We start from the raw sequence: 21,070 nt of genomic DNA on the forward strand, positions 1-21,070 counted from the left end.
TGTCTCCTCCATTTCAGTTTATGCTTAATAGCTTAACCCCTTAGGGCCACTCGAAGGCAACTAGTTTGTTTCAAGTTTTACTAAATCCTGTGGTCGAACCGCGCGATAGAGGTTAAATGCCCCATCCAGGTTAACCACATCAAACCCATGCTGCCGTAAGATCCGTTCGGCCATGTAGCTACGCTGCCCACTGAAACAGCTGACCACGTAGGCCTGCTTGGGATCCAGTTCGTCCAGTCGGTCCCGCAGTTCATTGAGCGGAATTGTCACGGAATTGGGAAAGACACCCGCATTAAGTTCTGCGGGATTACGCACATCCAGCACCCGTTTACCGGCTTGAAGTGCTGCTGGGAGTTCGGACCACTGAATCGACTGACTGAGGCCATCCATGACGTTTTGTGCCGCGTACCCTAACATGTTTACAGGATCTTTAGCCGAGCCAAATGGTGGCGCGTAGGTCAACTCCAATTCAGGCAGATCAGCCACCGTCAAGCCACCCTTGATGGCGGTTGCCAAGACATCCAGCCGCTTATCAACCCCTGATTTACCAACACCCTGAGCGCCATAGATCACGCCGGAATCTGCGTTGAAGATAAGTTTCAGGAGTAGTGGGGTCCCACCAGGAAAATACCCAGCATGATTGGTTCCCCGCACATGCACCACGCTGGTAGCCAGCCCTTTCTCACGTGCTTGCCGCTCACTGAGTCCGGTCGCAGCAGCCGTCAAGTCAAAGGTCCGCACGATGGCAGTCCCCAGGCTTCCTCGGTTCGGCCGATCGAATCCGGCTAAATTATCAGCGACCTGCCGTCCCTGGCGGTTAGCCGGTGACGCCAATGGAATCAAAGTTGGCGTCCCGTCCAGCACTTGCGTAACGACAATCGCATCCCCCACTGCATAGATAGCGGGGTCACTGGTCTGATAATGTCGGTCGACAACGATTCCATCCCGTAGGCCCAATTGTAGCCCGGCTGCCTTGGCCACACGCGTATCTGGACGAACGCCGACGGCCAATAAGGTTAACCCTGTGGAAATCTGGGTTCCATCGGTCAAAACCGCCGTCTGGCCGCGATCTTGAAAGGCCGCCACGGCTTGTCCAGTCACGACACGAACGCCATGCCGACGGAGTTCATTTTCAACAAACGCCGCCATCTCAGTATCCAACGCTGGTAGCACGTGATTAGCTTGTTCCACCACAGTCACGGCAACTCCACGCTTCGTCAGGGCTTCCGCGACTTCTAGGCCGATGAATCCGCCACCCACGACTAATGCTGGTTGATCAGCCTTAAGCCCGGCCATGAGGCCATCGAGATCGGGAATGTTCCGTAAAACGTGGGTATTTTCGGCAGTATCTAAGCCCGCAATCGGTGGCACCACGGGCGTCGCTCCGGGTGACAAGACCAATCGGTCATAACTTTCCCGGGTCTCTTGCCCATCGTGCCGAACAACGACCGCGTGTTCCTCCGGCAAAATCTGTGTGACCTCATGGTTTGGTCGCACATCCAGATTAAATCGTTTCCGCAGCTTATCCGCCGTCTGAACCATCAAATCACCACGATCGACAATCTCTCCCGACAGATAGTAAGGCAACCCACAGTTTGCAAATGAAACATAGGGTCCCTTTTCCAGAACCACAATTTCAGCACGCTCATCCAGCCGACGCAACCGCGTCGCCACAGACATCCCACCGGCCACACCGCCTACAATGACAACTTTCATTTGAACAACCTCTTTCTATCCTGAATTATAATAACCACTTCACGTCAAAGTTCACATACTCAGTCAGCCAACACCACCAGTCGAATAGCTCCCAAGAAACTTAACCTTAATCACAGCTGGCGTCGACCCTTCTTGCCTCTAAATGTAGTATACCTTAATGTAACCGTTTCCCATTGCGCAAACCGGCGTTTCCGCCTACAATTGGACTAGCAATTCACGACAGGAAAACCGGTCCCATCAGATTAGGAGGTACAACGCATGGCCTACATAGAAGTTAAACATGAAACACGTCAATTTACCCAAGGTAACCAGAAAACGATCGCCAATCACGATATCTCCTTTGCCGTCGAACAAGGCGAAATTGTCACCATCCTCGGCCCCAGTGGCGCTGGTAAATCCACGCTGCTCAATATCTTAGGCGGGATGGACAGTCCCACCAGTGGCCAAGTTCTCATTGATGGTCAAGACATTGCCCAACTGAATGCCAAACAACTCACGACCTACCGGCGTCAAGATGTCGGCTTCGTCTTTCAATTTTACAATCTCGTTCCCAACTTAACCGCCAGAGAGAACGTTGAACTGGCTTCTCAAATCACGGCGGACGCCCACGATGTCGGGGAAACCTTACGTCTGGTGGGTCTCGCCGACCGAGCCGGCAACTTTCCCGCCCAGCTCTCCGGTGGGGAACAGCAGCGGGTAGCCATTGCCCGGGCTATTGCCAAGAACCCCAAGCTCCTGTTGTGTGATGAACCTACGGGGGCCCTGGATTATCAAACGGGGAAACAGGTTCTCCAGGTCATTCAAGACGGGGCTCGGCAGACCAACATGACCGTTATCATTGTCACTCACAACAGTGCTATTGCCGAGATGGGTGATCAGGTCATCCACATCAATGATGCCCGCGTTCAATCGGTCCGTCATAATGACCACCCGACACCCGTTGCCCAGATTGAATGGTAGGTGGCAAAATGACAAAAACCTACTTTAAAGCTATTCTGCGGGAGATTGGACGATCAAAGGCCCGCTTTCTCTCAATTATGTTGATTATCTTTCTCGGCGTCGCCTTTTACACTGGTATCCGGGCAACCGGACCCGACATGCTACAGGCCGCCGATGACTATTACGCGCGCCAAAAGCTCGCCACTAACAGTGTTCAGTCCACGGCTGGCCTTACGAAAGATGACCTGGCCGTGCTACATCGTCACCGCAACGCTCTAACCTATCAACCAGTTAAATATCTAGACATTAATCAGCTCAACACTAACCGCGCCGTCCGCATCGCCGAGATCCCTGCTAAGCAACGGGTCAACCGCCTCACCGTGGTCAGTGGTCACCTGCCGCACAAGGCCAGTGAAATTGTCCTGGACCAACAAGCTCAAGTTCTTCAGCCTAACCTCAAGCTCGGAGACACCTATCGGATCGCGACGACAAGCAAGCTCAACCGGCACTTCACCCGCCGAACGTTTAAAATTGTGGGCTTTGTGACCTCACCACGATACATTGAGAAGGCCACGCGCGGTGTGACTAACGTTGGGAAAGGCACACTGGACTACTTCGCACTGGTGAGACCAGGTACCCTAACTCAGAACGTCGCCAGTCGCATCGACATCCAATTCAAGAACCTGACGACCGTCACCCCGTACTCCGCCGCTTACAAACGCTTAGACAAGACCAACACCACGAAACTCAAGCAATGGCTCAAACCCATGGCGGCCAAACGACAGACCCAGCTTCAACGACGGGCACGAACCAAACTAGCACCGAAAACTGTCAAAGTCGATCGACTGGCCGATCAATTGCCAGCCAATTCCCCCATTCTGACGGCAGCGCAAGCCAAGATCGCCCGGGCCAAGGCTCAGATTGCGACCATCGCCCGCCCGACCTACCTCTATAGTGGGCGCGCTGCTAATCCGGGATACAGCGAATATCATGAAAATACACAACGCGTTGTGGCCCTCTCCACGGTCTTTCCCCTCTTCTTCATCGCCATCGCCGCTCTGATCTGTCTAACCACCATGACGCGAATGGTTGCCGAGCTCCGAATTCAAATGGGCACACTAAAGGCCCTGGGTTACAGCAACACCGCTATCGGAAGTGAATTTCTCCTCTATGGCGGACTCGCGAGTCTCCTGGGAACCATCCTGGGCGTGGGCTTTGGCGTTAACTTCTTCCCACGGTTCATTGCCCAAGCCTATGGCAGTATGTACAATCTTCCTGCCATCAACGTGCAGTACCTTTGGGGGGATATTGGTATCGCCCTCATCATCGCTCTCGCCTGTACCATGGGGAGTGCTGCTATCGTCTTGCGTGTCGATCTCAATAGCCTTCCCGCCGTTCTGATGCAGCCTAAAGCCCCCAAAGCCGGTAAGACCCTGTGGCTGGAACATTGGCATAGCCTTTGGCGCCGCCTGAGCTTTAACCACAAGGTCACACTACGAAATCTCTTTCGCTACAAGCAACGTCTGCTAATGACCGTACTGGGAATTGCCGGATGCATGGCCATGATGATCACGGGGTTTGGTCTCAAGGATTCCATTGGTGACATTAGCCGCAAACAATTCGACCAACTCTGGCACTACGATGCTATCGTGGTCCGCAGTGGGTCACAGACCACCGCGCAACGTCACGCCTTGTCTCAACACCCACTCTACCGTCACGACCTCGTGTTAAAACAGTCTCAGGTGACCGTTGAAAAAAATGGGGTCGCCAATCAAACGGCGACGCTCAGTGTGCCTCAGCACCCGACGCAATTGAAACGATTCGTCGTCTTGCGTAACCGGCAAACTCATCGATCCTATCGGCTCAGTGATCACGGCGCCATTATCGATGAGAAGCTGGCCAAACTCTACCACATCAAGGTTGGTGACAGCTTGCCAGTCAAACTAGGCAATCGATCTTTAAAATCAATTCGGGTCGCCGCCATTGCCGAAAATTACGTCAATCATTTCATTTACTTGTCACCAACGGCCTACCGCCAGGTGTTTGACCATCCGGCCGTCTACAATGGCAATCTCGTCCAATTCACCCACCACGGTGAACGTGCTCAGAACCAATTTGCCAGCGACCTGTTAAAGACGAAAGGCATGCTGAACGTGACCCTTCTCAGTACCGAGAAGAAGACCAACTTTCAGATGCTTGACACCATGAATCTAGTCGTGGTCATCTTCGTCGTGGCCGCCGGAGCTTTGGCCCTGGTCGTGCTCTACAACCTCACCAACATCAACGTTTCCGAGCGAATTCGAGAACTTTCTACAATTAAAGTTCTCGGCTTCTATGACCATGAAGTCACGATGTATATCTTTAGAGAAAACTTGATTCTAACGGGACTGGGTATTATCGTCGGGTGTTTCATGGGAGACTGGTTACACAGCTACATCCTCAACACCGCCGAGACGGATAGCCTCATGTTCTCGCCGGGAATCCATCCCCTGAGCTATGTTTACTCGGCGTTGTTGACCTTGGCCTTTAGCCTACTGGTCATGTGGCTTATGCACCGAAAGCTCAAACGAATTAACATGCTCGATGCTTTGCAGTCAGTGGACTAGCATGGTTAGACTAGCATAGTTAGGTTTAAGACCAGAAGGCCGCCTGCTGTGGGGACACTTCAGCCTCTTGGATTTTTCAGCCACGTTAGCTCTTTTCGGCGCCTTTGTGAGACCCAACTTGTTCCGTATAATCTGTAATGAATGAAGTCAATTTTTGCTTTCCCTGTGGGGCCATGATAATTGTCATGGCCCCTTTTATATAGGTTGTCATTTACCTGATTGAACCGTGTACAGCGGACCGTCGACTTCCACTTAGCACCGTTAATGCTCGCGCCCTCTGGCACACACTTTAGACATTGTCCTAACTAGCCGAAAAAAGCCTCGGAGTCTTTACCCTCCGGGGCTTTTGGTTACACTAACTATTGTACACGGTTGTTATTTGGCTGTCGCACGTTGCATTGGGGTGACTAGCGCCTGGATTAACCGATCCGCTTGATGCTTGGCAGCAAAGACAGCGCGTTCCGCGAAGACCGTGGCTGCTTGCTGGGCCTTATAGGTCACCAGTTGTTTGGCGCCGGTCTGGGTATCCGTCACCGTGGCCTGCGCCACCGGATCACCGGCCCCCACCGTTCCTCGGCTGAGTTGAATCGGGGTGAGTTTGGTTTCAACTTTTGTCGTCAGGGCCGCGGTCTTGTCTTGGTACCAGACGCCGGCCTGTGAGGCTGTTGGTTGCGCCATCACTTTGGTGGCTAAGCCATTGGACAGGGAGATCGTTTGGCTGGACAGCGGTGTCGTCTCCAATTGGTAACTCGCCTTCAGTTGTTTGATGAGTTTGTTCATCGCGGAGAACGTGGTGTCCCCACCGAGAATGGTGGCAACCATCCGTTGACCATCGACCGTATAGGTGGCGGTGAAACACAGCTTGGCATTCTCAGTAAAGCCCGTCTTCAACCCATCGATCTGACTTTCCTTCTTATACTGGCTTTTCCCTGGAAGGCAGCTGTTTTCATTAAAGATCTTGGTGCCGTTGATGCTCGCCTGAGTCTTGCTGGAAATCTGAGTGATTGTTGGATCGGCCTTCAAAAGTTGTTGGGCCACGATCGAAATAGCCTTGGCCGATACCAGGTTCTCTTCGGATTTGCCGGTATCTGGCAATACCAGGTTATAGTCCTTCAAGTCGGTATTATCTAGTCCAGAGGAACTAATGAAGTGGGCCTCTAGTCCCCACTCGTCGCTCTGTTGGTTCATCTGTGCGACAAACTTGGCGTTGCTTCCGGCAACGTATTCCCCCAAGGCAGTCGCGGCACTATTCGACGAGGCAATCATGGCGGCGGCCACTAATTGGCGCACCGTAAATTGATCCCCCGATTTCATGCGAAGGGACGAATAGGCATAGCTGTGGCTCAACTTGATGAGGTTATTGGCCATCGGGACCTGATCATCCCATCCAATCTTACCGTCATTAATTGCTTGGACGGTGAGATACACCGTGAGTAACTTCGATAGCGACGCAATTGGGTATCGTTTATCCGCATTCTGTTGATAGAGGACCTGACCACTCGTCGCATCCATCACATAGGCTGCCCTGGCCGGGACTTTGCTAACATTCGTCGTCGCTGCTTTAACCGGTAGACCCGGTGCTAAAATTAGCGCAATCATCCCGCTAATCACACCCAATCGCAACCATCGTTTCAACCCAATCACCAGCACATTTACTCCTTTCGTAACGCAAACTTTTCATCTATTATACAAATTGTACCAAGGGATGGGGGGTCTCATGGGAATCTTGCCCAAATTTTAAGGTCTTATTATTCGATTTGTAATCTGATCGACATCTTTTTCTTGACACTCATCGTTTACAGTTGTAAACTGAATTTATCGAATAAGGATTACACATGTAGACAAAGGAGAGATAGCACATGCCAAATGCTGAATTAACCGCCACCATTACCGACGCCGAATGGCGAGTAATGCGCATCGTCTGGACCTTAGGTGAGGCCGACAGCCACACCATCATTGACATTCTAAGCCGCCAGCACGATTGGAAAGCGGCTACGATTAAAACCCTGATTGGCCGTCTGGTTAAGAAGGGCGCATTGGGCACGACCAAGGATGGTCGTCAGTACATCTATCATCCCCTGATTGCCGAGCAAGCCGCCATGGACACCGCCCTAACGACTGAACTCAATCAGATGTGTGCGATGTGCCGCGGCAAGGCTTTCGTCCACGCAATTGACGAGACAACGCTCAGCCAAGACGACATCCGGACCCTAATTAGTCACTTACAAGCCAAACTAACGACGGCACCTACCGCAGTCTCCTGCGATTGTTTGCCAGCCGATTACGAAGGGAGCTGTTAGTATGAATGATTCAGAACGACACTTGGGCATGACCCACATGAATATGGACCACGATATGAAGGGTATGGATCACAGCCAGATGGACATGGGCAGCAAGCCTGCAGAACACCAAGATATGAGTAACATGGACATGACCCATATGGATATGGACATGGGTGATGGTCACATGATGCACATGGGAAACTTGAAACAAAAGTTCTGGGTCTCTCTCATCCTAACTATTCCTGTGATTCTGATGTCCCCCATGATGGGCGCTGCCCTGCCCTTCCAAATTATTTTCCCTGGGAGTGACTGGATCGTTGCTGTCCTCGGAACCATCCTCTTCTTCTATGGTGGGAGACCCTTTCTCAGTGGGGCTAAGGCTGAACTTCAAATGAAACGGCCCGCCATGATGACGTTGATCGCCATGGGGATCGGGGTTGCCTACGTTTACAGTATCTACGCCGTGATCGCCAACAATATCTTCCACGTCACCCCAACCGTCAACAACTTCTTCTGGGAACTCTCAACCTTGATTGTCATCATGTTATTGGGACACTGGATTGAAATGAACACGGTCATGAATGCCGGTTCAGCCGTTGAAGCGCTGGGCAAGCTCCTGCCACAGGAAGCCCACGTGATCGACGAAAAGGGGAAAATCACCGATGTTCAACTCAGCGATCTACAGGTTGGCCAGCTGGTCGTCGTGCGCGCTGGGGAACAAATTCCAGCCGACGCCACGATTGTTTCAGGTGACTCCGATGTCAACGAGTCGCTAGTCACCGGGGAATCCAAGGCCGTCAAAAAAGCTGTTGGGGATTCTGTTATCGGGGGATCCGTCAACGGAACGGGGACTTTCACCGCTAAGGTCACAGGAACTGGCGAGACCGGTTACTTGGCCCAAGTCATGAAGCTCATCAGTGACGCTAAGCACGCTAAGTCCAAGTCAGAAAACCTCGCCGACAAAGTCGCTGGTTGGTTGTTCTACGCCGCCCTCTTCGTTGGCATTCTAGCCTTCATCATCTGGGTCACCGTGGCAAATCTCGCCGTGGCCTTACCAGTGGCCGTCGCCGTCTTCGTTATCGCTTGTCCTCATGCGTTAGGATTAGCCGTTCCTCTAGTTGTTTCTCGGAGTACCGCAATCGCCGCGCAAAATGGGTTGTTGATCCGGAACCGTAACGCCATGGAACAAGTCAACCAAATTAAGTACGCTCTAATGGACAAGACTGGGACGTTGACGATGGGTGAATTCAAGGTTAACCATTTGGTCAGCCTAAGCGATACCCTCAGCGACAACGAGGTTTTGGCCCTAATGGCAGGCTTGGAAAGTGGATCAAGTCACCCCTTAGCTACCGGGATTCTAACGGCCGCTAAGAAGCAAAGTGTCTCCTTCACCGGTGCATCTGACACCCACCAAGAAACTGGGATGGGACAATTTGGGACCATCGACGGCACCACTTATGGCGTCGTTGCTGTCAACTACTTGGATCAACATCAGTTAGCTTACGATCACGATCAATTCACAACATTCGCCGCCGAAGGCAATTCGATCAGTTATCTCGTTGCCGGTGATCAAGTTCTCGGCCTCGTCGCTCAAGGAGACCAAATCAAGCCGGCCGCTAAGCAGCTGATTGCCGCTCTGAAGCACCAAGGGATCACCCCAGTTATGCTGACTGGGGATAACCAAGAAACGGCCAACAAGGTCGCATCAAACATCGGGATTGAGGATGTCCAGGCACGTTTGTTACCCGAAGATAAGGAACGTTTGGTTCAGGAATACCAGCAAAAAGGGAAGGTCCTCTTCATTGGGGATGGCGTTAACGATGCCCCTAGCCTGACCCGGGCTGACATTGGGATTGCCATCGGATCTGGGACCGATGTGGCCATTGAATCTGCCGACATCATCTTAGTCTCAAGTGATCCAGCCGATGTCATTCAATTCTTAGACTTGGCCCGTGCAACGCGGCGTAAGATGACCGAAAACCTCTGGTGGGGTGCCGGATACAACTTAATCGCTATTCCACTGGCCGCTGGCGTCTTAGCCCCTGTTGGCTTCATGTTGGACCCAATGGTCGGCGCCGTTATCATGTCCTTAAGTACCGTTATCGTGGCGATTAACGCCATGACCTTGCGAATTAAAGATGTTAAGGATGTTGCTTAGGACTAGCAAAAGGCCATCTGTGGCTGACACTAATGGTCAATGCTAGACGTGAGCATTGTCCGCAACCGAATTAAAATCAAATCCAGGAGACACAACCATCGATGGTTGTGTCTTTTTATTTGCTTTTGACGAACTCAAGTTACGCTTGTCGACCGTCATGCAAAGGCTTACAATTTAGTTAGGAGTCCAATACATTCGGGGATTAGAGGAGGCTATTTTATGTTAAAACTAGGCGTCAAAGTCGTTGCCGCACTGGCACTATTCGTTGGTGGCGGTGTGCTCACCACGACCAACGCTCAGGCATCTGCCTATAAGATTACGTCAACTGAGACTATCACACCAACACCCTATTACTTAACGAGTTACACCAAGCCACGGTATGCTTGGGACAAGACACACACAAAGAAAATGACGGTGTTAAACTTTATTTACCCATATTATGATGAATATGTCGTCCAAAAGTTAACGATGCGTCATAACGGAAAAGAAACCGCCTACTTCCATCTTAAAACATGCTATGGCACTGACCTTGGCTACGTGACGACGGACGGCTTTAAACAGGGATATAATCCTCAGGGGGATGAAGAGATCCCCTACGAGGTTGGCGTTGGTAATCGACCAGAATCAAAGCCCCATCGTCAGATGATTAATCCCACTACCAAAAAAGCCTTTGCCAAAGCTGCTAAGCAGATCGGTGAATATGATTTCTACAGAACCACAAAGAAAATGACCTTCAACGTTCCATTTACTGCCTATACAGGATTTGGTGACGTTAAGATTCCCATAACCTTACCTGCTGGAACTCTTATTCAAGGGGAAGCTAATGCCAGTGGCCCTGCCTTCTTTCTGGATGTCGGACTGTTGAATCAAAAGATTCTCAGCCCAGGATACCGCGAAGGCTTGTGGCTACCAGGAGGTGGAATCGCCATCTATAATCGCAAGAAAATGAAGAACTTTAAGCGTGTTAAACGGCCTGCTTACCTCCCTAAGAACGAGAGCAACGGTGACTTCTATTCTGGCGGGATGACTGCTATGCAATACAGGGGATCACTTCTCTCCAAGCAGTCGGTTCAAATTACCACTGATGGTTACGTTGAAGTTCGTCAAAACAATCCTAAAGATTCCGATATTGTCTACCATGCAAAACCTGTAACGTCCGTTAAAATCAAGCGAACCCGCATCAAGGGCCACACACGTTACCTTTATTTGGCCAAGAAGCTTAAAGGCTTTAAGACCACCAAAGTCCGTTACAAAGGTAAACAGCAATACCGACTGGCCTTAGTCAACCTTCAGGATACTTACGAGACACCACCTTACGACTCTGAGTATGATGACATGCCTTATACGGTACCCTCAAGTTATTACGGTATCATGCACCTTGGTGGCAAGACCTTCTACACACCTTACGGATCAATTCCCTATGACTTGCCATAATCTAAATCAAAAGAGTCGTAACGCCAGCTGACGTTACGACTCTTTTCGTGTTTGAGATTTTAATCTGTCCGCCAACGATGCAAAAAGTTGAGAATTTTCTGCGCATTAATAGACAGAATCATAACTGCAAAGATGATTAAAGTGCCCCCCACCAAGTCAAATCCTGTGAGTTGGACATTCAGAAAAGCCACCGAAAAGACTGTGGCCGACAAAGGTTCAAAGGCATCCAGCAAGCTGGCCGTGGTCGGCAAAATATACCCCTGAGCGTGGGCGAACATCAGGAAAGGAACGATCGTCCCGAAGACGACAATAAACGCAATCAATCCGGCCTCTTGCCACGTCAAAGTGACAGGGACCAACCACAGTGGACCAAAAATATTCAGGCAGATCCCAGCTAGAAATAGTCCCCAAGCGGTCACGTTGATGGCCCCAAATTTTGGAAATAACGGCCGCGGCAACAACGTATTCGTGGCCACCCCAATCGCCGATAGTCCCCCCCAGAAAAGAACCACGGGAGAGATAGCCAGGCTGTTCAAATGGCCATGCGTTACGATCAATAGTGTCCCCGTAAAGGCGATAATCATGCCGATGCCTTCAGCTCGTGATGGCTTGGTATGTTTGAATAAAAAGTAATAAATGCTAATGATAAAAGGGCCAAGGAACTGAATAATCGTGGCGATTGGCGCATTCCCAAATTTAACGGCTTCAAAGTAACACCATTGAACTGGTACCAGTCCTAACAAACCATAGTTGATAACGCGTAAACCGGTCGCACGTTGCTTAAAAATTTCTAGCGGTCGCGTCCCCAATATCAGGCCCATGATCAGGAGAATAAAACCGGCACTAATCATGCGCACCTGTGTTAACCACAGCGCCGTCACATGCGGATTCAGGATAAACAAGGTGCTCGCGGCAACCCCCGAAACACCCCATAACATACAGGCCACACTAGCCAATAGGACGCCACGTAAATGATGTTGTTGGGTTACCATGTCCGCCACCGCCCAACTTCTATTCCGATCATAATCATTTTCATATTCCTCTCGTTTTCAAAGTTCACAATGCGAGATCCATTATAACAAACCTCGTACTGAAACCCACGGGCTCCCGCCAAATCTTCATGAGAATGTAATTTACAACAATAACCATTGTCACCTAACCACCAACTGGCAGGCAACAAAAAAAAGGCCTTCAACGGTTTGGAAGCCCCACAAACCCAGCCACGAATACGATCACAGCAACAATTGATGGTAGTCGCCGACATATCCGTTTAATAGACTGCTGAGTATGAGTGTTAGGAGGCAAGTCCTCCCGTAACTCTGACGCCTATTTTACCCGATGACCGAATACCAGATCGCGCGGTATCCCCCGGTTTGCTTGGCGAGCAAATTAAGGACCAACATGGATTGTAGGCACACTCGTAGATCCCGCCATCTATGCTTCGCCACCAGGCATTGTGATCACCTTTACTTTGCCTGTAGCTGAAACGGTGATCGTGTAGTCCGTCCCGTAGACATCGTCCCAAATATTTCGGGTAAAGGTGACTTGACTCGTCGGTGCCGTGAAGTTTTTGACTTGTGTCTTGGTGCCATCACCCAAGCGTCGCGTCTTCTTGACGGCCAACCCATCCTTGAAGTCAATCGTGGTCGTGTCACTCCATTCATCGATTAACGCCACGCGTTGGGCCACACCGTCTCGCATGGCACAGCCAACTCGGAGGTTATGCTGGCGATTGACCACCGTGATGACTGGCGTCGTGTCTACTAGATCCCGCGTTAACTCACGCTTCAATGGATCAACATACTTTCCCTTATACACAGCATCGGCCGGCAACCAACCGATCTTTTCGCCTTTGGCAGTCTTGAAGTTCAGATAACGGCGATGCTTAACCGTCGTCAGGGTTTGATAGGCATAGATCGTTTGATAGGCATGATCTCGCCCGTATTCAACAGCACTATTGTTCCCAACGGTTCCCTCCGGCATTTCCCAAAAGTCGTTATCGCGATTGGACAACCAGTAGGCTGTGCGCTTCATCGTTGTATAGGATTGAATCTTCTTGTGGTACCGCAGCTTGCTGAGGGGGACATACCCGCCTTCCAAGCGACTCCACGACACCCCGTACACGTGTGAACCGTGTTGTAAAGGCAATTGGATATTCGTCATTAACTGCGCATAACGCTTACCCTTAATTCGAACCACCTTCGAAATCGTCCAGGTTTTCTTGACGCTCTTGTTCTTACCCAGATATTTACTGTGGGGCTTAGCAGCTCTAGGATAGCGATAGACCTTGGTATTTTTCGTCTTGAACGTCATAATCCGATCAATCGGATACGGAGGTAATTTCACCCGTTTGGCCGCCTGAGCCGTGACACTAACACCCCCACCAATCATCAATCCCATCATCATTGCCAACCCAAATTTGATTCCCCGCATCTGTCTCGCGCCCTCTCACGAATAGCCCTCGCTTAACTTATAACGAGGGGTGTCGATTCATTATATTAACCATATTTTCATTATACTACTATTCTGATGAAGGGGCCTTCTTTAGACGATTCCGTCTGTTTCGACCCCATCATTGGCCACATTTTGTAAACTGTGCCGATCAAAAATAGAGGTCTTGAGGACAAAACGCCTCGCAACCTCTATTTCTATTCTAAACACTCACTTTAATCAGAATATACTATTGGCCACTAAGCCATCCAGCCACCAATATCAACGAAACTAACCTTACCGGCCGGTGTAACGGTAACCCGATAGACAATCCCTTGAATATCAAAGTTAGCTCGTGCCTTAAAGGTCAGATTCGTTTTGTCAGTTGGCGTCAGCGTGGCGACCTCTTTGACCGCACCAGTAGCAGTCCGGGTCGTTCGCGTGGTCACGTGACCCTCCTTGAACTCATAGATGATGGTCTGGCTGTTCTGCTTTAACAGAACAACGCGTTGAACGACGCCGTCCTTAACGGCAACCCCCACCTGAACATGCCCCTTCTTATCAATGGTCGTGGTGGTCGTGGCGATCCCGTTCAGACCACGATTCAATTCGCGATCAATCAAATTAGGGTAGGTTCCCTTAATAAGGGCTGTCGTCGGTAACCACCCCACAGCCTTACCTGCTGCCGTCTCCAGATACAGGTATTGCTTTTTGTTGGTGGTCGTTAACGACTGAATCGCGTACATCGTCTGGTACCCATAGGTGCTCCCATAATGTAAAGCAACTGTGGTTCCCAACGTCTTAGCTGGCATATTCCAAAAGTCATGCGTCGTGGTTGGCGCCCAGTAGGCGGTCCGTTGAAGTGGCTTAAGCTGACTAATCTGTTCGTGCGCTTTCAGCTGACTGAGGGCGACGTAACCCCCGACCAATTTAGTAGACGCTGGCTTCGCCCTAATCACGATCGTCCCGTGGGACAGCGGCTTAGCACTCACTAGGGCTAAGCGCACATAGCGTTTCCCCTTGATCGTCACCACCTTGGTGGCTGTCCATCGTTTCGTCGTGCTCTTAGCTTTCCCCAAGACGCGTTGTCCACGCGGCGTGCGATATACTGGGGTTCCTTTGGTCTTGAACGTTAAGATTCGTTGCATCGGATAGGCTGGTAGCTTTACCCGACTGGCGGCTCGAGCCACCGTGACACTAGTGCCCACCGTCAGTCCTAGGACAGCGGCTACCGTTAACTTCAACCATCTCTTCTGCATAGTCTCCTCCTCATAAAAGACAAGTAACTGCTACTTTTTGACCACAGCTTAGAGGTTCTGCCCCTTTTCCCAAGCTGTCTTCGACAAGTTCAACCCGTGCTTAACCAATTCATCAAATAACGCATGTGTCCGCTTAGAAACTTCACCGGCGGTCTCCGCATTTCTCCGGGTCAAGAACGCCGTGACGTCACCACCAACGGCTGCATCAGTCGCAGCGACTCGTGAACGAGCGTAGGATTGACACCCTTCGCGAAAAGCGTTAACACTCTCCACGTAGTCGTGGAAGTGCGGTTCGATGATGACGGATAAGGTCTTATTCAACCAGTAAACATTGTTAACGTCAACTGAAGTCGTCGTATTCTGGTAATCTACTGGTGTGTCATTAATGTTGGTAAAGAATGGCACGTAAGGCGCATAGGCAAAGAAGCCCATGGCAATCCATTGAATTGCCGCGTGATCGGCATCCACATCATTTCTAATCTGTAAAATTGAGGAACATTGATTCCGGTCCATGGCGATTGGCCGGTATTTCCGTTGATCATTTGCGGAACCAGAGGCGTAAGTGCCAAATGGATCGTATGGCGTGCCGTTGTAGTGAGAAGACAGGAAGAATTGCACGTCTTCGATGGCAATCTTCTTTGCTGGCTTCCGAGTAAATGGCATGTCTTGATCGGTGGGTTCTTGGTCGGTAATTTCAGGATTGAAGAGCGTTTGCCCATACCAAGTCCGCGGCGTATTGTAGTATGCGTCATCCTCACCGTGAGTCCCAAAGATTTCGCGGAAGTTGAAACTTCCTGGCGTTGGATTCAAGTGGTTCTTTTCGACAAAGTCAACCAGGTCAGTGGCAACCAGGAAGTTGTCGGTGTCGGTCAGATCGACTTCTTGCATCAACGTTTGGTTAGGTGCAATGGCATAAGTGTCTTCGGGAAGCCGCATGGCTGCCCAGTGATGCCCACCGGCCGTTTCCAGATACCAGATCTCATTGTGGTCGTTGAAGGCGATACTGTTACTCTCACCGGTTCCATACTTTTCCAGCAAGGCCCCCAAACGTTGGGCCCCTTCCTTCGCCGTCTTGATGTACGGCAGAACCAGGGTGACCATGGCTTCTTCATTGATCCCATCATTAACTAGGGGATCGTAGCCCAAGACTCGCGCATTTGTTGCGGTCGTTTCGGTCGCACTCATCCCGACATTCAATTCATTGATGCCGGCCTCTTCGTATTGGCCATCGCTTTGATCAGCTTGCGGAGTTCCCGTATACCGATAGGCATGGTCGGGTAAGGATACCGTCACGCCGGTTACAGCCGACGTAAACGTTGCCTGCGTCTGATCCGTGGCTGGATGCACCACAAACTTGATTGGGTTGACTGGCCCATACCCATCCTCGTTACGCGCAACAATCGTGGAGCCATCCATACTGGCAGCTTTTCCCACTAAAATTTCGGTACAATCGGAACTCTTTTTCTTCACTGTGTTCCGCCTCCTTTGCCCTAAGTATAGGATTATCAGGAGATAAGAGCCAGCATATTTTGGAAAATAGTGACAAATATCGCTGGTGACGATCGTGATGGGCCTGAACCCTTCACGGCTGCCGTCAGAATGATCGGTGATCTAACAGCGGTTGAAGCCCAAACCCCAGTTGCCTATACTGGAATCTAAACTCATCGCTAATACCTGGAGGTTAAAACATGACACCCATTCAAATGAAGCTCACAACTGACCAATTTGACCGCATGGCTGCAGGCACTAAAACTATCGAAATCCGTCTGCATGATCCCAAACGCCAAACCATTCAGATTGGCGATATTATTCAATTTATCAATCTCTCTGATCCCACTAAAACCTTGACCAAGCGGGTCCGTGGCTATCGGTTGTTTCCAACCTTTGTTAGCCTGTATCAAACCTATTCCCCACTTAGCGTCGGCAGTCAGCCAACTGCTAGTGTCACTCAGATGGTCAAGGACACTTATACGATTTATACGCCCGAGCAAGAACAACGGTGGGGTGTGATGGCAATTGAAATTTGAGTGGACGCAAAAAGGGACTGTGGTAAATGCCACAATCCCTCTTTTTATTTACTGCTATTGTCACGCGCTTTTTTACAAGCGTTGTTCCCTTTGAACAATACTATCATCTAATCGATGGCGAATCGCCTTGGCGATTTCCGTCACGATGAGGACCACTGCCCCCGCCATGATTGGGATCCCCCAGCCGTAGTAGAAGTTGACCGACGTGGTGTGGAAGACACTCTGCATAGCTGGCCAGTAAATAATGCCGGCCTGGAGAACCAACAGAATGGCCACGATCACGAAACTCATCTTATTTCTGAAGAAGTATTTTGACAGAACTGGATGATCATTTTGCAAGTTAAAGAGGTAGAAGACCTTCCCGAAGATAATGACATTTAACGTCATCGTACTGCCGATTACGGCCGACAATCCTTGAGCCGTCAAGAGGTCATAAGCGACCATTCCCAACCCAGAAATCAAGAGAGAAACATAGGCCACCTCAAACATATCGAGCTTCGATAGAATCCCACGCGTGACGTCTCGTGGCCCACGCTTCATGATGCCACTCTCGGCGGGCTCAAAGATGAAGGCGAACTGAATCGTCAACGCGGACACCATATTGATCCACAACAGTTGCGTTGGGAACAATGGCAGCTCTTGGTCCATCAAGATACTGAGGACCACAATTAAGCCTTCGGCAAAACTGGTTGGTAAGAGGAATCGAATCGTTTTACGAATGTTATCGAAGACGTGGCGACCCTCACGGACGGCCCCTAGAATCGAGGTAAAGTCATCGTCAGCCAGCACCATATCAGCGGAGTCCTTGGCAACATCGGTCCCCCGAATCCCCATGGCTACCCCGATATCAGCCTGCTTTAGAGCTGGCGCATCGTTAACCCCGTCACCGGTCATCGAAACGACATGACCACGCTGTTGCTGAGCCTTTACGATCCGCAATTTGTCAGCGGGCGTGGTCCGAGCAAACACGGTATATTGGTCAATCTTAGCGGCCAATTCATCATCACTCAACTGGGCCAACTCAGGCCCAGTAATTGCCTTGGCCTTTTCGGACAAGTTCAGCTGTTGAGCAATCGCTGCTGCAGTCTCGGGGTCATCCCCTGTGATCATCTTCACTTTGATTCCGGCATACCGGAGTTGCTTAACGGCATCGGCTACCCCAGGGCGAGGTGGGTCAATGATCCCGGCCATTCCAGCCAGATGGAAGTCCTGACCGATTGGAAGGTCATCCACTTCATCGGCATCGGCGGCTACGGGTTGATACCCTAAAGCCACGACCCGCTTTCCTTGCTGCGTCAGCCGGGAAATCCGAGCTTGCCAGGCATCTTGGTCGACGGTCTGGCCCTGTTCGGTCATCAACCGCATCAAGGTCTGAGGCGCCCCCTTAACCAATAGGTACCGTTGGTCACGGTGATCTACTAGTCGCGCGGAATAACGAATGGCAGAGTCGAATGGCAACGAGTCAATCTCTTGAGGTGCAGGATCGGTACCAACCAGCTTGTGGTACAGCGCCGTCAAGGCCCCATCGGTTGGTTCACCGGTTAGCACCCACTGCCCATCTTCCTCATGGAACTGGGTATCAGAAGTCTGTCCAGCAATCTGAACCAACCACTCGAGATCAGTGTCATCACGCCAGGCCACCGTTTGTTCCTCGTCATTTTCAACTTGGCCGGTCGCGTCATACCCAACCCCGGAAACGGTGTAGGTATCGGCGGCGGTCAGAACGTCCGTCACGGTCATTTCATTCTTTGTCAACGTCCCAGTCTTGTCGGTGTTGACGATGTCGACGGCCCCTAGCGTTTCCACTGCGGGTAACGTCTTCACGATCACATTTTGCTTGGTCATCGCCTGGGTTCCCATGGCTAAGACCACCGACGTACTAGCTGGCAACCCTTCGGGCATCGAGCCCACCACCATGGTAATCACGGCAATCAGTAGCGTTGGTAAGCTGTAAACGTGGGTAATCATCCCCAGGATAAAGAGCAGGACCGCTGCGACCAAAATCGCAATCGACAAACCGAGCCCCAACCCATTGAGGTTCTTCATTAGAGGCGTTGATTGTTGTTTAACTTCAGCAACGTTTTGTTGAATGTGACCAATCTCGGTATTGGCCCCGGTCACCGTCACAATTCCTCGGCCGGACCCACTGGTCACTGCCGTCGAGGCAAAGGCCTGATTTGACCGCTCGGCCAACGCCAAGTCAGCGTCAGGTAAGGGATCCTCCCCCTTGTTAACCGAGTCGGTTTCCCCAGTCAGCGCGGATTCTTGAATCTTCAGGTTATCCGCATCGATCAGCCGCAGGTCGGCAGGCACGGTATCCCCCGCCTCCAGCTGAACGATATCCCCCTTCACCAATTCACGGGAAGGTAAGGTAATCTTCTGGCCATCTCGAAAGACGACGGCTTCAGAAACCAACAAGGCTTTAATTTTATCGAGGGCATTATCCGCCGATTTTTCTTGGAAGTAACCGATAAAGGCGTTCGCGATAATCACCAGTCCGATAACGATTGAATCGGAATAATGGTGCATGAAGAAGGTGAGCAAGGCGGCGCCCGCTAAGATATAGATGATACTGTTGTTAAATTGTTTCAAGAAACGTAAAAGGTTCGACTGTTTCTTGGCAGTTAGTTCGTTGGGCCCATCCGCGCGCAATCTTTGCTGCGCCTCGTCGGTTGTGAGCCCGGCATCTCTATCGGTAGCGAATTCGGTTAACAGATCTGATGTTGATTTTTGCCAAAGCGACTCCTGACTGGGTCCAGGGTCGGTTGTTTCAGTTTCGGTGGTCGTGGTAACAGTTGCTTCTGTTTCTTGTGCCATGTAATGGGGTCATCCTTTCTTAGATGAAATAAATTTAGCGGTCAGGAATTGGGAGAGCAATCAAACGGTCGTGCAAGATGTCCACCTCCAGTTATAATGTTAAGTTAATTAATTCTACCAAGGTTTTTAAACAATTGCACCCAATTAGCGGCTAATGCAATCTAAATTTAACATATAGACATAATCAATAGGGGTGCTAACCAAATGAATAACTTCCCCTTTTGGTATGTTTCCCCTAAGATGGACTTAATTCTAAAGAATAGGACTGATTGTGATGCAAGCATGGACGATTATGGGACATGGTCCCCACGACCTAGACGATGTCCGGCAACTAGAGATTGCCACCCCAACTCCGAGAGCGGGCGAACTGCTCATCAAGGTTGGGTCGGTGGGCCTAAATCCGGCCGACTACAAGGTCATTGAGAACGGCACCTGGAATGACCCCCACGTCGTCGGCATGGATGCGGCAGGCATTGTGGCCGGACTTGGCAGTGGCGTCACTGGCTTTACCGTGGGTGACCGGGTCCTTTACCACGGGGATCTCAGACGGGCCGGAAGTCTGGCCACCTACACCATCACCACTAGTCAGAGCGTCGCTCACCTACCGGCTACCGTCAGTCTCGATTCGGCGGCCGCGAGTCTATGTGGCACTCTGACAGCCTATCAGGCCTTGCACCGCAAGGCCAATTTGACCGCCGCCAAAAGTGTGTTGATTCACGCTGGGGGCGGTGCTGTCGGTCTGGCCGCCTTGCAATTTGCCCATCAACTAGGCCTACGCACCATCGCGACCACCTCTGATCGTAAACGTGCTCTGGTTGAACGGGTTGGCGCAGACGTCATCATTAACTACCATCAAGCCGATGTCACCCAGGCTGTCCTTGCCGCTACCAAGGGTCGTGGTGTCGACGTCAGCCTCAACACGCTCGGGGGTGAATCCTTGGCCGAGGATACTGCCAGGATGGCCTACAACGGCCAAATTATCGCCATCGGTGATGGTATGCCTGATCACTTCGACTTTGATACTCGATCCTTGAGCCTAAGTCGCTCCGGATTAGGTGGCGTCTACCGTTCCGAGGATCCCGCGGGTATCCACGATCTGGCTATCATGGCGACTGCGGTTGGTAAACAGCTGGCTAGCGGTGCGTTGGATCCGGTGATCGGCGCCACGCTGTCCTTTAACCAGGCTGTCACTGGACTAAAGCATCTAAAGCACGGCGAAAATCTTGGAAAATTGGTGGTTCATGTGGATAGTTCACTTGAGTAGTCTATAGTTTTAAATCAAGTTTCAAAAGATCGCCTGCGACTGCCAGGAATTATACTGACGGTTCCGCCGCGGAACACCGCGATAGGCGACTGTGACGCAGAACTAGGATCTCGAGGTTCTAACTTCACTTAATGAACG

General features: G+C 50.9%; 14 protein-coding genes. 7 read left to right on the forward strand and 7 right to left on the reverse strand.

What is annotated here, in order from left to right:
• Positions 1–60: 60 nt before the first annotated feature.
• The gene (locus tag EKM71_RS05285) at positions 61–1,716 is read right to left on the reverse strand and encodes an FAD-dependent oxidoreductase (protein WP_125573609.1); all 1,656 of its coding nucleotides are present in this window, start codon (positions 1,714–1,716) and stop codon (positions 61–63) included.
• Positions 1,717–1,974: 258 nt separating this feature from the next.
• Between EKM71_RS05285 and EKM71_RS05290 the strand changes: the two genes are divergently transcribed.
• Together EKM71_RS05290 and EKM71_RS05295 are read left to right on the forward strand one after the other, a co-directional pair.
• Positions 1,975–2,676 (forward strand): ABC transporter ATP-binding protein, encoded by a 702-nt coding sequence (locus tag EKM71_RS05290; RefSeq protein WP_125573610.1) that lies wholly within the window; start codon positions 1,975–1,977, stop codon positions 2,674–2,676.
• Between the two features lie 8 nt (positions 2,677–2,684).
• The gene (locus EKM71_RS05295; protein ID WP_125573611.1) at positions 2,685–5,261 is read left to right on the forward strand and encodes an ABC transporter permease; all 2,577 of its coding nucleotides are present in this window, start codon (positions 2,685–2,687) and stop codon (positions 5,259–5,261) included.
• Between the two features lie 375 nt (positions 5,262–5,636).
• Here the strand turns inward: EKM71_RS05295 and EKM71_RS05300 are convergent, their stop codons facing one another.
• Positions 5,637–6,905 (reverse strand): D-alanyl-D-alanine carboxypeptidase family protein, encoded by a 1,269-nt coding sequence (locus EKM71_RS05300; protein ID WP_125573612.1) that lies wholly within the window; start codon positions 6,903–6,905, stop codon positions 5,637–5,639.
• 215 nt (positions 6,906–7,120) lie between these two features.
• Between EKM71_RS05300 and EKM71_RS05305 the strand changes: the two genes are divergently transcribed.
• The 3 genes from EKM71_RS05305 to EKM71_RS05315 all read left to right on the forward strand — a co-directional run bounded on the left by EKM71_RS05305 (position 7,121) and on the right by EKM71_RS05315 (position 11,135).
• The gene (locus EKM71_RS05305) at positions 7,121–7,561 is read left to right on the forward strand and encodes a CopY/TcrY family copper transport repressor (protein ID WP_125573613.1); all 441 of its coding nucleotides are present in this window, start codon (positions 7,121–7,123) and stop codon (positions 7,559–7,561) included.
• A 115-nt stretch (positions 7,562–7,676) separates the two neighbouring features.
• Positions 7,677–9,701, forward strand: coding sequence for a heavy metal translocating P-type ATPase (locus tag EKM71_RS05310; RefSeq protein ID WP_404819410.1), 2,025 nt, complete (start codon positions 7,677–7,679; stop codon positions 9,699–9,701).
• Positions 9,702–9,920: 219 nt separating this feature from the next.
• Positions 9,921–11,135, forward strand: a complete 1,215-nt coding sequence (locus EKM71_RS05315; RefSeq protein WP_125573614.1) for a hypothetical protein — start codon at positions 9,921–9,923, stop codon at positions 11,133–11,135.
• Between the two features lie 59 nt (positions 11,136–11,194).
• On the opposite strand, the gene EKM71_RS05320 is transcribed toward EKM71_RS05315, so the two are convergent.
• The 4 genes from EKM71_RS05320 to EKM71_RS05335 all read right to left on the reverse strand — a co-directional run bounded on the left by EKM71_RS05320 (position 11,195) and on the right by EKM71_RS05335 (position 16,294).
• Positions 11,195–12,127, reverse strand: a complete 933-nt coding sequence (locus EKM71_RS05320; RefSeq protein ID WP_125573615.1) for a DMT family transporter — start codon at positions 12,125–12,127, stop codon at positions 11,195–11,197.
• A 442-nt stretch (positions 12,128–12,569) separates the two neighbouring features.
• Positions 12,570–13,568, reverse strand: coding sequence for a hypothetical protein (locus EKM71_RS05325; protein ID WP_125573616.1), 999 nt, complete (start codon positions 13,566–13,568; stop codon positions 12,570–12,572).
• A gap of 257 nt (positions 13,569–13,825) precedes the next feature.
• Positions 13,826–14,824 (reverse strand): hypothetical protein, encoded by a 999-nt coding sequence (locus tag EKM71_RS05330; RefSeq protein ID WP_125573617.1) that lies wholly within the window; start codon positions 14,822–14,824, stop codon positions 13,826–13,828.
• Positions 14,825–14,872: 48 nt separating this feature from the next.
• A complete protein-coding gene (locus EKM71_RS05335) occupies positions 14,873–16,294 on the reverse strand; it encodes a C69 family dipeptidase (protein WP_125573618.1) in 1,422 nt (473 codons plus the stop codon).
• A gap of 218 nt (positions 16,295–16,512) precedes the next feature.
• Here EKM71_RS05335 and EKM71_RS05340 point away from each other — a divergent pair, with 218 nt between their 5' ends.
• Complete coding sequence (locus tag EKM71_RS05340) at positions 16,513–16,851, forward strand: ASCH domain-containing protein (protein WP_225417996.1); 339 nt, start codon at positions 16,513–16,515, stop codon at positions 16,849–16,851.
• 72 nt (positions 16,852–16,923) lie between these two features.
• On the opposite strand, the gene EKM71_RS05345 is transcribed toward EKM71_RS05340, so the two are convergent.
• Entirely contained in the window at positions 16,924–19,668 is a 2,745-nt protein-coding gene (locus EKM71_RS05345; RefSeq protein ID WP_125573619.1) for an HAD-IC family P-type ATPase, read from the reverse strand.
• Between the two features lie 274 nt (positions 19,669–19,942).
• Here EKM71_RS05345 and EKM71_RS05350 point away from each other — a divergent pair, with 274 nt between their 5' ends.
• Positions 19,943–20,932 carry a zinc-binding dehydrogenase gene (locus tag EKM71_RS05350; RefSeq protein ID WP_125573620.1) on the forward strand — a complete coding sequence of 330 codons (990 nt, stop codon included), beginning with the start codon at positions 19,943–19,945 and terminating at the stop codon, positions 20,930–20,932.
• Positions 20,933–21,070: the final 138 nt, after the last annotated feature.

Source organism: Levilactobacillus huananensis (genome assembly GCF_003946145.1).
Taxonomy (GTDB): Bacteria; Bacillota; Bacilli; order Lactobacillales; family Lactobacillaceae; genus Levilactobacillus; species Levilactobacillus huananensis.

What these genes read in the sequence shown, in the direction of transcription:
- EKM71_RS05315 (WP_125573614.1), top strand. Translation starts at nt 9,921, where the DNA reads ATGTTAAAACTAGGCGTCAAAGTCGTTGCCGCACTGGCACTATTCGTT.
- EKM71_RS05345 (WP_125573619.1), bottom strand. Translation starts at nt 19,668, where the DNA reads ATGGCACAAGAAACAGAAGCAACTGTTACCACGACCACCGAAACTGAA.
- EKM71_RS05295 (WP_125573611.1), top strand. Translation starts at nt 2,685, where the DNA reads ATGACAAAAACCTACTTTAAAGCTATTCTGCGGGAGATTGGACGATCA.
- EKM71_RS05320 (WP_125573615.1), bottom strand. Translation starts at nt 12,127, where the DNA reads ATGGTAACCCAACAACATCATTTACGTGGCGTCCTATTGGCTAGTGTG.
- EKM71_RS05285 (WP_125573609.1), bottom strand. Translation starts at nt 1,716, where the DNA reads ATGAAAGTTGTCATTGTAGGCGGTGTGGCCGGTGGGATGTCTGTGGCG.
- EKM71_RS05310 (WP_404819410.1), top strand. Translation starts at nt 7,677, where the DNA reads ATGAGTAACATGGACATGACCCATATGGATATGGACATGGGTGATGGT.
- EKM71_RS05290 (WP_125573610.1), top strand. Translation starts at nt 1,975, where the DNA reads ATGGCCTACATAGAAGTTAAACATGAAACACGTCAATTTACCCAAGGT.
- EKM71_RS05350 (WP_125573620.1), top strand. Translation starts at nt 19,943, where the DNA reads ATGCAAGCATGGACGATTATGGGACATGGTCCCCACGACCTAGACGAT.
- EKM71_RS05325 (WP_125573616.1), bottom strand. Translation starts at nt 13,568, where the DNA reads ATGCGGGGAATCAAATTTGGGTTGGCAATGATGATGGGATTGATGATT.
- EKM71_RS05330 (WP_125573617.1), bottom strand. Translation starts at nt 14,824, where the DNA reads ATGCAGAAGAGATGGTTGAAGTTAACGGTAGCCGCTGTCCTAGGACTG.
- EKM71_RS05340 (WP_225417996.1), top strand. Translation starts at nt 16,513, where the DNA reads ATGACACCCATTCAAATGAAGCTCACAACTGACCAATTTGACCGCATG.
- EKM71_RS05305 (WP_125573613.1), top strand. Translation starts at nt 7,121, where the DNA reads ATGCCAAATGCTGAATTAACCGCCACCATTACCGACGCCGAATGGCGA.